At 71.9% G+C, this 11988-nt stretch carries 9 protein-coding genes; 6 read left to right on the forward strand and 3 right to left on the reverse strand.

The genetic code is table 11. From position 1 onward, the window contains the following. Positions 1–24 precede the first annotated feature (24 nt). Positions 25–1866 carry a Xaa-Pro dipeptidyl-peptidase gene (locus AB0M59_RS20600; protein ID WP_364617173.1) on the forward strand — a complete coding sequence of 614 codons (1842 nt, stop codon included), beginning with the start codon at positions 25–27 and terminating at the stop codon, positions 1864–1866. A gap of 101 nt (positions 1867–1967) precedes the next feature. Here the strand turns inward: AB0M59_RS20600 and AB0M59_RS20605 are convergent, their stop codons facing one another. Genes AB0M59_RS20605 through AB0M59_RS20615 form a run of 3 tightly spaced genes read right to left on the reverse strand, consistent with a single transcriptional unit; the run spans position 1968 to position 4056 of the window. Next, the gene (locus AB0M59_RS20605) at positions 1968–3161 is read right to left on the reverse strand and encodes a cation:proton antiporter (RefSeq protein ID WP_364617175.1); all 1194 of its coding nucleotides are present in this window, start codon (positions 3159–3161) and stop codon (positions 1968–1970) included. A 7-nt stretch (positions 3162–3168) separates the two neighbouring features. Further along, positions 3169–3651: a TrkA C-terminal domain-containing protein gene (locus AB0M59_RS20610; RefSeq protein ID WP_364525129.1), complete on the reverse strand. Its 483-nt coding sequence runs from the start codon at positions 3649–3651 to the stop codon at positions 3169–3171. A 36-nt stretch (positions 3652–3687) separates the two neighbouring features. Continuing rightward, on the reverse strand, positions 3688–4056 hold the full coding sequence (locus AB0M59_RS20615) for a DUF4267 domain-containing protein (protein ID WP_364617177.1): 369 nt from the start codon (positions 4054–4056) through the stop codon (positions 3688–3690). 114 nt (positions 4057–4170) lie between these two features. Here AB0M59_RS20615 and AB0M59_RS20620 point away from each other — a divergent pair, with 114 nt between their 5' ends. The 5 genes from AB0M59_RS20620 (at position 4171) to AB0M59_RS20640 (ending at position 11960) form a co-directional block, all read left to right on the forward strand. After that, positions 4171–4713 (forward strand): TetR/AcrR family transcriptional regulator, encoded by a 543-nt coding sequence (locus tag AB0M59_RS20620; RefSeq protein WP_364617483.1) that lies wholly within the window; start codon positions 4171–4173, stop codon positions 4711–4713. A 183-nt stretch (positions 4714–4896) separates the two neighbouring features. After that, positions 4897–5601 carry a (d)CMP kinase gene (cmk, locus tag AB0M59_RS20625; protein ID WP_364617485.1) on the forward strand — a complete coding sequence of 235 codons (705 nt, stop codon included), beginning with the start codon at positions 4897–4899 and terminating at the stop codon, positions 5599–5601. Beyond that, a complete protein-coding gene (locus tag AB0M59_RS20630; RefSeq protein WP_364617178.1) occupies positions 5598–6266 on the forward strand; it encodes a lysophospholipid acyltransferase family protein in 669 nt (222 codons plus the stop codon). Before cmk ends, AB0M59_RS20630 begins: the two co-directional genes overlap by 4 nt. A gap of 16 nt (positions 6267–6282) precedes the next feature. Then, positions 6283–7752 (forward strand): ribosome biogenesis GTPase Der, encoded by a 1470-nt coding sequence (der, locus tag AB0M59_RS20635; protein ID WP_364617180.1) that lies wholly within the window; start codon positions 6283–6285, stop codon positions 7750–7752. A 266-nt stretch (positions 7753–8018) separates the two neighbouring features. Next, complete coding sequence (locus AB0M59_RS20640) at positions 8019–11960, forward strand: Pls/PosA family non-ribosomal peptide synthetase (protein WP_364617182.1); 3942 nt, start codon at positions 8019–8021, stop codon at positions 11958–11960. Positions 11961–11988: the final 28 nt, after the last annotated feature.

The raw sequence follows: 11988 nt of genomic DNA on the forward strand, positions 1-11988 counted from the left end.
CCCGGGCTCGCTAGCGTGACCGTCATGCGACTCGGAGTGGTGTGCGGAGTCCTCGCGGCGCTCCTGGCCGGCACGGTGGCTCCGGCCGCCGCGGCGCCCCGGGCGAGCGAACCGGTCTACGACTACGCGACGGCGATCCGCGAAACCGTCTGGGTCGACATCGGCCACGACGGCGACGGCGACGGCAAGCCCGACCGCGTCGCCGCCGACATCGTGCGGCCGAGCGAGGCGACGTCGCGTGTGCCGGTGATCATGGACGCCAGCCCGTACTACTCGTGCTGTGGGCGCGGCAACGAAAGCGAGCTCAAGACCTACGACAGCGCCGGGAAGCCGGTGGAGTTCCCGCTGTTCTACGACAACTACTTCGTGCCGCGCGGGTACGCCGTGGTGCTCGTCGACCTGGCCGGGACGAACCGCTCGGCCGGCTGCGCGGACGTCGGCGGCGCTTCGGACGTCGACTCGGCGCGCAAGGTCGTCGACTGGCTGAACGGGCGCGCCACCGGCTACAGCGCGAAGACCGGCGGCAGCGCGGTGACGGCGGGCTGGAGCACCGGGAACGTCGGGATGATCGGGAAGTCCTACGACGGCACGATCGCCAACGGCGTCGCGGCGACCGGCGTCGCGGGCCTGAAGACCATCGTGCCGATCTCGGCGATCAGCTCCTGGTACGACTACTACCGGTCCGACGGTGCGACCTTCGGCTTCAACCCGGCGGGGCTCGCGCAGACCGTCGAGGCGCGCAACAGCGGCCAGAACTGCTCGGCGCAGAACCAGGTCCTGACCCAGGGCGCCACGGCCAACGGCGACTACGGGCCGCTGTGGGCGGACCGGGACTACGTCAAGAACGCGGGCAACGTGCGGGCCAGCGTGCTGCTTTCCCACGGCGTCAACGACCTGAACGTCAAGACGATCCACTTCGGACAGTGGTGGAGCGGGCTGAACGTCGAGAAGAAGATCTGGCTGTCGCAGACCGGGCACGTCGACCCGTTCGACTACCGGCGCGCGGACTGGGTGGACCTGCTGCACCGCTGGTTCGACCACTACCTGCTGGGCCTCGACAACGGTGTCCAGAACGGGCCGATGGCCAGCGTCGAGCGGCAGCCGGACCAGTGGGCGTCCCAGAGTGCCTATCCGGCTGCCGGCGCGGTGGCGACGACGTTGCGGCCGCACGCGTCCGGCTCGCTCGGCACTTCGGCGGCCTCGGGGACGGCGGCGTTCACCGACAACCCGAACCTCGGCGAGGACACCTGGGTGACGAACCCGGGCACCGCGGCGCTGACGTACTCGACCGGGACGCTCATATCGGATCTGCAGGTGTCGGGGACCACGTCGATCACCGTGACGGCGACACCGAGCACGGCCTCGGCCCGGCTTTCGGCGCTGCTGGTGGACCTCGGCCCAGCGACGATCCGCAACTTCGCCGGCAGCGGCGAGGGCATCAAGACGGGGACGACCGAGAACTGCTGGGGATCGTCGACGTCCGGGGACGACGCCTGCTACCGGATCGCATCGGCGGACGTGAAGAAGGTCAACTACACGATCCTCAGCCGCGGCTGGGCGGACCTCGCGAACTACGCGTCGCTTTCGCAGGAACGGCCGTTGACGCCGGGGACGGCGTACACGATGACGTTCCGGCTGGCGTCGACCGACCACATCGTGCCGAAGGGGCACGCGCTGGCGTTGATCATCGGCGGCACGGACGGGAGCTTCATCCGCGGGCCTGCCCAGCCGGGGCGGGTGACGCTGGACCTGGCGCGCACGTCGGCGTCGGTCCCGCTGGCCGGAGTCGTCCCGGCAGCGACCACGCACCCGGCCCTCGACGGCGGTGCGCACGTGCCGTCGGAGGGCCGGGCGAACCTGCGCTGACCCCAGCGCCCCAATGTGGCCTTGGTTGCGCTCAACGCACCGAAGGCCGCCTTGGGTGCGTTGAACGCACCGAAGGCCACATTGGGGCGCTCGGGACCGGGCTAACTCGCCTCGACCGGCGCGGTGCGCGTGGCCGACTTCCGTTGCAGTGCGCGGGCGATCGGCTCCACGACCCGCGCCGCCGTCGGGCCCAGGATCGCCATCAGCAACACGTACGCCGTCGCCAGCGCGGCCAGTTCGCCGTCCACCGCGCCCGCCGTCACCGCCAAGCCCGCGATGACGATCGAGAACTCGCCCCGGGCCACCAATGCCGCTCCGGCGCGGGCCCGGCCCATCTTCCCGATGCCCTGGCGGCGCGCGGCCCACCAGCCGGTGCCGACCTTCGTCAGCGTCGTCACCACCGCCAGCACGATCGCCCAGCCGAGCACCGGCGGGATCGACGCCGGGTTCGTGTTGAGCCCGAACACCACGAAGAACACCGCGGCGAACAGGTCCCGCAGCGGTTCCAGCAGGTGCGTCGCGTTCTCCGCCGTCGAACCGGAAATCGCGATGCCGAGAAGGAACGCGCCGACCGCGGCCGACACCTGCATCGCCGACGCGAGCCCGGCCACCAGCAGCGCCGCGCCGAGGACCTTGAGCAGGAACACCTCGCGGTCCGGGCTGTCGACGGCGGCCGAGACGTACCGGCCGAACTTCAGCGCGATCACCAGCACCACGGTGATCACCAGCAGCGAGATCCCGACGGCCTCCATGCCGCCGAGGAAGCTGACGCCGCCCAACACCGCGGTGAGGATCGGCAGGTAGAGCGCCATCACGAGGTCCTCGAACACGAGGATCGACAGCACCACCGGCGTCTCGCGGTTGCCGAGCCGGCCGAGGTCGCCGAGGACCTTCGCGACGATCCCGGACGACGAGATGTACGTGACGCCCGCCATCACCATCGCGCCGACCGGGCCCCAGCCCAGCAGCAGCGCGACGGCCGCGCCGGGGGCGGCGTTGAGGACGATGTCGAGCAGGCCCGCCGTCCACGAGCGGCGCAGCCCGGTGAACAGCTCGGCCGCGGAGTACTCGAGCCCCAGCAGCAGGAGCAGCAGCACGACGCCGATCTCGCTGGCCAGGTGCGTGAAGCCGCCGATGTCGGTCAGCGGGATCAGCCCGCCGGAGCCGAAGCAGAGGCCGCCGAGCAGGTAGAGCGGGATGGGGGAAAGGCCGATCTTGCCGGCCAGGCGCCCGAGTGCGCCCAGCACGAAGAAGACCGCCCCCAGTTCGATCAGGGACAGCGCGGTGTGGTCCATCAGCCGCTCAGCCGTACTTCAAGATCTTGGCGGCGGCTTCGAGGCCCTCGCTCGTGCCGACCGCGACCAGCAGATCGCCCCCGGTAAGGGTGAAGTCGGGCGTGGGCGAGGGGTGCACCTGGCCCGCCCGCGCCACCGCGACCACCGAGACGCCGGTGCGGGTGCGCATCGCCGTGTCGCCGAGCGTCCGGCCGTCGAACGGGCCGGACGGCTTGATCGGCAGCTGCCGCGTGCTGATCCCCGGCAGGTCCCGGTGTTCCTCGGTGAGCTGGGCGACCAGCTGCGGCGCGCCGAGCAGGTTGGCCAGCGTGCCCGCCTCGTCCGCGGTCAGCGGGATGGACGCCGCGCAGGCGTCGGCGTCGTCCGTTTTCGACACGATGAGCTCGGTGTGGCCGTCTCGCTGGGTGACGACGCCGATGCGGCGGCCGGTACGGGTGCTGAAGTCCTTGCGGACCCCGATGCCGGGCAGGGGAGTTACTTCGACGTTCACCCAACCACCGTAACCCACGTGTCCGATTCGCGACGTTCAGCCGAGCAGGAGCAGGCCCGCCGCGACGACCATGACGAGGGCGGTGAGGCCGTGGACGCTGTACGCGATGACTTTCTTCCCACGGTGACGCAGGACGATCAGCATGTCGAAGACGGGCCAGGCGGCTGCGGCGAGGATGACCCAGCCCAGCGCGTGCGGGTCGCCGTAGATCATCAGGGTCAGCGGGACGAGACCGGCCCCGATGTCGCGGCCGCCCTTGACGTTCAAGAAGCTCTCGGCGTTTTCGGGGACGTCGGTGAAGCCGAAGCCCGCGGCGATCTTCGCCGGCGCGAAGAGGTAGTTGAGCCCGACGTAGATGATCCCGAGCGAGACGATCGCGACGAGGATGTAGCCGGCGACAAGCATGGTGTGTTCCCTCCAGTGTTTCTAGCATCGCTAGGATTGCTAGCAACGCTAACTTAGCGGCGCTAGTTTGTCTAGCGGTGCTAGCATCGCCGCATGACCCAGCGACAACGGCGTGTGCGCGACCGGACCGAGCGCGGGCAGCGGATCGTGTCCGCGGCCAGGGAGCTCGCCGAAGCGGAGGGCTGGGACGCGGTCACGACCCGCCGGCTGGCGGCGCTGATCGAGTACAGCCAGCCGGTGCTGTACAGCCACTTCCCGGGCGGCAAGGACGCGATCATGGCGGCGGCCGCGCTGGAGGGCTTCGCCGAGCTGGCCGCGGCGCTCACGGCTGCCCGGGACGGCGGTGTCGCGGGGGTCGCGGGGGCGTACGTCGAGTTCGCCGGCGCCAAGCCCGCTCTGTACGACGCGATGTTCACGCTCGCCTCGGAGCTGCCGTTCGCCCAGGACGACACGCCGGAGGTGATGCAGGAGGCCTACGGCGGGCTCGTGGCCGTGATCGAGCCGGTGGCGGGCACCCAGGACGCGGGCGTATTGACCGAAGTCTTCTGGAGCGCGCTGCACGGCCTCATCACCCTCGACCGCGGGCATCGCCTGTCGCCAGCGCACCGTGCCGAGCGCCTCGACTTGGTGGTCGCCCGCTTCGGGGCGCGCACCTGACCTCCGCTTGTCCATGAGGGGCCCCTCACGGACTCGAGCGCCGTGAAGGTGCCCCTCATGGCGTTGCCCGGGGGCGACGAAAGCGTCCCGACTGATCTCGTCCGGGGCCCGACCGGCAGAATGGACCCAAAGCCGAACGACGAGAACGCGAGGAGAGTGCCGGTGACGGGAGCCCTACGAGGTGTGGTCGCGCTGGACGGCCCGTCGGGGACCGGGAAGACCACCGTCGCGCGCAAGCTCGCCCAGCGTCTCGGCGCCGGCTACCTCGACACCGGCGCCATGTACCGGATGGTCACCCTCGCCGTGCTGCGCGCGGGCGTCGACCCGGCCGACGCGGCCGCCGTCGCCGCCCTGGCCGACAAGACCGACTTCGGCATCGGCACCAGCCCCGACCGGCTCGAGATCCGGCTGGCCGGCGAGGACGTCGCCGCCGACATCCGCGGTCCCGAGGTCACGAAGGCCGTTTCGCCCGTCTCCGCCGTGCCGCACGTGCGTGAGCTGCTCGTCGCCCGGCAGCGCCAGATCATCGACGGGGTGCTCGAGCACCGGGGCGGGGTCGTCGTCGAGGGCCGCGACATCGGCACCGTCGTCGCGCCGGACTCGCCGCTCAAGGTCTACCTGACCGCCTCGGCCGACGTCCGCGCCTCGCGCCGCAGCACCCAGGACAGCGCCGCCGGGCGGAAGTCGTCGGTCGCCGACGCCCTCGCCTCCGTCGAGCGCCGCGACCACCTCGACTCCACCCGCACCGCCTCGCCGCTGCGCGCGGCCGACGACGCCGTGCACGTCGACACCTCGGAACTGTCGATCGACCAGGTCATCGTCGCCCTCAGCGAGCTCGCCAGCCACCGCGGACTGCTGGCGGGGTGCAACGCCGAGGTAGCTCGATGAAAGCTGACGGGTTGCCGGAAGGCTCCGTCGGCTGGCTCCACGAGGCCGGCCGGATCTTCGGCCGGTATCATCTGCGTTCGGCCTTCCGCATCCGCGTGCACGGCCGTGAGCGCATGCCCGCCACCGGGCCGGTGGTGGTAGTCGCCAACCACAGTTCCATGATCGAGCCGCAGCTGATCTTCGGAATGCTGCCGCGGCGTTCGGCGTTCCTGGTCAAGGCCGAGATGTTCGACCTGCTGGGCGGGCTCGCCGGGAAGTTCCTGGTGGCCATCGGGCAGATCCCGGTCAAACGCGGCGAGATCGACCGCAAACCGCTGATGACGGCGGTCGGCGTGCTCAAGGACGGCGGCGTTGTCGGGATCTTTCCCGAAGGCACCCGCGGTGCCGGGGACGTCGGTGCGGCCGAGCGCGGCGCGGCCTGGCTGGTCCGGGCCTCCGGCGCGACCGTGCTCCCGGTCGCGACGCGGGGCACGCTCAAGCCGGCGAACGGCCGACGGCGGTTCCGCCCGCGAGTGGACATCCTCGTGGGGGAGCCGTTCACGCCGAAGGTAGGGCCCGGTAAGACCGGGCTCGACCAGGGCACCGAGGAGCTCCGCGGCGAGCTCGCGGCGCTCGTCAAGACTTTGGACGATTGGCGTACCGAAAACGGATTCGTTACGCCATAAGGGAAATTGGGTAGTAATGGAAGAGCTGGACAGCGTCGGCGAGATCGACGGCACCTGGTCCGACGAGACCGAGTTCGCCAGGCTCGACGCGCAGATCGACGCGGCGGAAGCGGCCGAGGAGGCCGCGCTCGCGCAGCCGGTGCTCGCCGTGGTCGGCCGGCCGAACGTGGGCAAGTCCACGCTGGTCAACCGCATCATCGGCCGCCGCGAAGCCGTGGTCCAGGACGTGCCGGGCGTCACCCGCGACCGCGTCGCCTACGACGCCTACTGGGGCGGGCGCAAGTTCACCCTGGTCGACACGGGCGGCTGGGAGCCGGACGCGACCGGCCTGCAGGCGTCCGTCGCCGCCCAGGCCGAGCTGGCCATGCAGACCGCGGACGCCGTGCTGCTGGTGATCGACGCCTCGGTCGGCGCCACCGCCACCGACGAAGCCGCCTCCAAGGTGCTGCGCCGCTCGAAGAAGCCGGTGCTGCTCGTGGCGAACAAGGTCGACGACGACCGGCTGCTCGCGGACACCGCGTCGCTGTGGTCGCTCGGCCTCGGCGAGCCGCACCCGGTCAGCGCGCTGCACGGCCGCAGCTCCGGCGACCTGCTCGACGCGATCCTGAAGACCCTGCCCGAGGCGCCGCGCGAGGGCGTCGCCGCGACGTCGGGCCCTCGGCGCGTCGCGCTGGTCGGCAAGCCCAACGTCGGCAAGTCGAGCCTGCTGAACAAGCTGTCCGGCGAGGAGCGCTCGGTCGTCGACTCGGTCGCGGGCACCACCGTCGACCCGGTCGACTCGCTGGTCGAGCTGGACGGCGAGACCTGGCGGTTCGTCGACACGGCGGGCCTGCGCAAGCGCGTCAACTTCGCCGCCGGCGCCGAGTACTACGCGTCGCTGCGCACCAAGACCGCGATCGACGCGGCCGAGGTCGCGGTCGTGCTGCTGGACGCCGGTGAGCCCATCTCGGAGCAGGACCTGCGGGTGCTGACCATGGTCGTCGAGGCCGGCCGCGCCTGCGTGCTGGTGTTCAACAAGTGGGACCTGGTCGACGAGGACCGCCGGCACGCGATGGTCCGCGAGCTGGAACGCGGCCTGGTCCGCGTGCCGTGGGCGGAGAAGGTCAACGTCTCGGCGCTGACCGGCCGTTCGGTGCGCAAGATCGCCCCGGCGCTGCGGACGGCGCTGGCGTCGTGGGACAAGCGGGTGCCGACCGGCCAGCTCAACTCGTGGCTGTCCGACCTGATCGCGGCCACCCCGCCGCCGGTCCGCGGCGGCAAGCAGCCGAAGGTGCTGTTCGCGACGCAGGCGGGCATCCGGCCGCCGACGCTCGTGCTGTTCACCACCGGCTTCCTCGAGGCGGGCTACCGCCGGTTCATCGAACGCAAGTTCCGCGAGCGGTTCGGCTTCGAAGGCAGCCCCGTCCGGGTGAATGTGCGCGTCCGCGAAAAGAACGCGAAACCGAAGGTCGGCGGAAAAGCGGCCAGGCCCGCCAAATCCCGGTGACTTTTTGACGTCCCAGCCTGACGCCTCGGCCGGCGTGATCCGCGAGTGCGACCTGGATCACGCTGGTCAGGGCGGTCTGGGTGAGGTCCGACACTCCGTCGTGATCTCGCAGATATGTTTCCTTCACCTGCGAGTATGGTGAAGGGTCGTTGCGGGCGCCTCATTCAGGAGTGCAAGCCCGGTGAGGCTCGCGGAAGGTGAGTGATGGGCTTGCGCGCCCATAGTCTGTTCCTGCACGTCTTCGTTCCGGTCGAGGTGCACGCCCGATGACCGTCACGATCGAACCCGCCGGATCGGTCCCCGAGGTCGACGCGGAGATCACCGCCCCGCTCGCCTGTGTCGCCGAGGTGACGCACGCTCCCTCGCCCGCTCCGGTCGCCGACCGGGCCCTGTTCTGGTCCGGCCTGGGCGCCAGCGAGCGCACCCTGCTCGACATCGTCGCCACCACCGCCGAGCGGCACCCCAACGCCGCCGCGATCGACGACGGCACCACCACGCTGACCTACCGCCGGCTCCTCGAGGAGATCGACGGCTACGGCCGCCGGCTGCGCGGTTACGGCGTCGGCCTCGGCGACCGCGTCGGCATCCGGATCTCTTCCGGGACCGCCGAGCTGTACGTCGCGATCCTCGCCACCCTGTCCGTCGGCGCCGCCTACGTGCCGGTCGACGCGGACGACCCGGACGAGCGCGCCGAGCTGGTCTTCGAAGAGGCCCAGGTCGCCGCGGTCGCCACCGACGGCAAGATCAACGTCCACAGCACCCCCGGCGGGCGCGACGGCGTCCCCGGCCCCGCCGACGACGCGTGGATCATCTTCACCTCCGGCTCCACCGGCAAGCCCAAGGGCGTCGCGGTCACGCACGCCTCGGCCGCCGCGTTCGTCGACGCCGAGGCCGAGCTGTTCCTCACCGAGGAGCCGATCGGCCCGGGCGATCGCGTGCTGGCCGGCCTGAGCGTCGCCTTCGACGCCTCCTGCGAAGAGATGTGGCTGGCGTGGCGCCACGGCGCCTGCCTGGTCCCGGCGCCGCGCGCGCTGGTCCGCACCGGCGTCGACCTCGGCCCGTGGCTGGTCGCGCAGCAGATCACCGTCGTCTCCACCGTGCCGACGCTGGCCGCGCTGTGGCCCGCCGACGCCCTCGAAGACGTCCGCCTGCTCATCTTCGGCGGCGAAGCGTGCCCGCCGGAGCTGGCCGAGCGCGTCGCCGTCGAAGGCCGCGAAGTCTGGAACACCTACGGCCCGACCGAGGCCACCGTCGTCGCCTGCGCCGCGCAGCTGACCGGCGAGGGCCCGGTGCGGATCGGCCTGCCGCTGGCCGGCTGGCAGCTCGCGGTCGTCGACGACGAGGGCCGGCCGGTCGCCATGGGCGACACCGGCGAGCTCGTCATCGGCGGGGTCGGCCTGGCCCGCTACCTGGACGCGGCGAAGGACGCCGAGAAGTTCGCGCCGCTGCCGTCGCTGGGCTGGCAGCGCGCCTACCGCTCGGGCGACATGGTCCGCGCCGAAGCCGAGGGCCTGCTGTTCCTCGGCCGGCTCGACGAGCAGGTCAAGCTCGGCGGCCGCCGCATCGAGCTGGGCGAGGTCGACGCCGCGCTGCAGGCCCTGCCGGGCGTGCAGGGCGCGGCCGCCGCGATCCGCCGCACCAAGGCCGGCAACCAGGTCCTCGTCGGCTACGTCGTCCCCGCCGCAGGAGTGGCTTTCGACCACGAGCAGTCCGCGAACCGGCTGCGCGAGCACCTGCCCGCCGCGCTGGTGCCGCTGCTCGCCGTCGTCGAGGACCTGCCGACCCGCACCTCCGGCAAGGTCGACCGCGCCGCCCTCCCGTGGCCGCTGTCCACTGTGGACGCCGCCGGGCTGTCGCCGACCGAGACGTGGCTCGCCGAAGGCTGGGCCGAGATCCTCGGCGTGTCGGTCGACGACCCGAAGGCCGACTTCTTCACCCACGGCGGTGGCAGTCTCACGGCCGCGCAGGTCGTCGCGCGCATCCGCACCCGGCACCCGCAGGTGTCGGTCGCCGACGTCTACCAGCACCCCCGGCTGGGCGCGCTGGCCGCGATGCTGGACGCGCTGAGCGGCCAGGCGACCGAACGCCGGGACATCGTGCCGACCCCGCGGCGCGCCGGTGTCATCCAGTCGCTGCTGACGGTTCCGCTCATGGGCCTGGTCGGGCTGCGCTGGGCGACGCTCGCCGCCGCGCTGTCGAACATCCTGTCGCTGCTCGGGTTCGCCTGGGCGCCGACGCTGAGCTGGGCGTGGATCGGCCTGGCCTGGGTCGTGCTGTTCAGCCCGGCGGGCCGGATCGCGATCGCCGCCGGTGGTGCCCGCGTGCTGCTCTCCGGCGTGCGCCCCGGCACTTACCCGCGCGGCGGGAGTGTCCACTTGCGACTGTGGACGGCCGAGAAGCTCGCGGAGTTCAGCGGCGCGGACAGCGTCGCCGGCGCGTCCTGGATGACCACCTACGCCAAGGCGCTCGGCGCGCGGATCGGCAAGGACGTCGACCTGCACTCGCCGCCGCCGGTCACCGGGTTCCTCAAGCTGGGCCGCGGTGCCGCGATCGAGCCCGAGGTCGACCTGACCGGCCACTGGGTCGACGGCGACCGCGTGCACATCGGCAAGGTCCGCATCGGCGCGGAAGCCCGGATCGGCGCGCGCAGCACCCTGTTCCCCGGCGTCCGCGTCGGCAAGGGCGCGGAGATCGCGGCCGGCTCGACCGTCCGCGGCGCCGTCCCGGCCGGGCAGCGCTGGGCCGGTTCGCCCGCCGCTCGCGTGGCCAAGGACGAACGCGACGCGCTGAAGTGGCCGTCGAGCCGTCCGCCGCGGTCGCACTTCTGGGCCACCGTCTACGGCGTGACCTCGCTGCTGCTCGGGTTCCTGCCCGGCATCGCCGCGCTGGCCGGGGTCGCCGTGCTCGGCTACGCGATCGCCGGGGCGCCGACGCTCCTGGCCGCGTTCACCCAGGCGCTGGTCTTCGTCCCGGTCGCGACCGTGGCGTACTTCGGCGCGTACATGCTGCTCGTGCTCGCCGGTGTCCGGGCGTTGAGCATCGGCATGGTCGAGGGCTACCACCCGGTGCACGGCCGCGTCGCCTGGCAGGTCTGGGCCACCGAACGCCTGATGAGCATGGCCCGCGAAGGCCTGTTCCCGCTGTACGCCAGCCTGTTCACGCCGGTCTGGCTGCGGCTGCTCGGCGTGAAGGTGGGCCGCAACGTCGAGGCGTCGACCGTCCTGGCGCTGCCGAAGATGACCCAGGTCGACAGCGGCGCGTTCCTGGCCGACGACACCATGGTCGCCACCTACGAGCTCGGCCACGGCTGGCTGCACGTCGCCCCGGCCCGGATCGGCAAGCAGGCCTTCCTCGGCAACTCGGGGATGACCGCGCCCGGCCGTTCGGTGCCGAAGCGCGGACTCGTAGGTGTTTTGTCCTCGACGCCGCTGAAGGCGAAGAAGGGCTCGTCGTACCTCGGGATGCCGCCGCTGCCGGTCCGCCGCGCGATCGGCGACGCCGACACGAGCCGCACCTACACCCCGGCGCTGCACCTCAAGGCGGCGCGGGCGCTGGTCGAGCTGTGCCGGATCATCCCGGTGATGTGCGGGGTCGCGCTGACCGTCTCGGTCGCGTTCGGGCTGCTGTGGGCGGCGACGGCGTTCGGCTTCGGCGTCGCCCTGCTGCTGGCCGGGCCCGCCCTGCTGGCTGCCGGGATCGTCGCGGCGCTCACCGCCACCGTGATGAAGTGGCTGCTGGTCGGCAAGTTCCGCGAGATCGACCACCCGTTGTGGAGCTCCTTCGTCTGGCGCAACGAGCTGGCCGACACCTTCGTCGAGGCCCTCGCGGTGCCGTGGCTGATCGGCTCGATCGGCGGCACGCCGCTGCTGTCGGCCTGGCTGCGCACGATGGGCGTCAAGATCGGCCGCGGTGTGTGGCTCGAGACGTACTGGCTGCCCGAGGCCGACCTCGTGTCGTTGGGTGACGGCGCGACGATCAACCGCGGCTGCGTCGTGCAGACGCACCTGTTCCACGACCGGATCATGAGCATGTCGCGGGTGGCGCTCGGCGAGGGCGCGACGCTCGGCCCGCACGGCATCGTGCTGCCGGGCGCCGGCATCGGCGCGCGCACCACGGTCGGCCCGGGGTCGCTGGTGACCCGCGGCGACGAGGTGCCGGCCGACACGCGCTGGCTCGGCAACCCGATCTCCGCGTGGACGGGTAAGTAGAAGGTCACGAAGTACCTGCCGGGCTCGC

Origin of the sequence: Amycolatopsis sp. NPDC051371, assembly GCF_040682155.1 — a bacterium.
Classification (GTDB): domain Bacteria; phylum Actinomycetota; class Actinomycetes; order Mycobacteriales; family Pseudonocardiaceae; genus Amycolatopsis.

Excerpts from the sequence above, each read along its gene's own strand:
- AB0M59_RS20605 (WP_364617175.1), bottom strand. The coding sequence starts at position 3,161 with ATGGACCACACCGCGCTGTCCCTGATCGAACTGGGGGCGGTCTTCTTC.
- AB0M59_RS20615 (WP_364617177.1), bottom strand. The coding sequence starts at position 4,056 with ATGCTTGTCGCCGGCTACATCCTCGTCGCGATCGTCTCGCTCGGGATC.
- AB0M59_RS20630 (WP_364617178.1), top strand. The coding sequence starts at position 5,598 with ATGAAAGCTGACGGGTTGCCGGAAGGCTCCGTCGGCTGGCTCCACGAG.
- AB0M59_RS20640 (WP_364617182.1), top strand. The coding sequence starts at position 8,019 with ATGACCGTCACGATCGAACCCGCCGGATCGGTCCCCGAGGTCGACGCG.
- AB0M59_RS20600 (WP_364617173.1), top strand. The coding sequence starts at position 25 with ATGCGACTCGGAGTGGTGTGCGGAGTCCTCGCGGCGCTCCTGGCCGGC.
- der (WP_364617180.1), top strand. The coding sequence starts at position 6,283 with ATGGAAGAGCTGGACAGCGTCGGCGAGATCGACGGCACCTGGTCCGAC.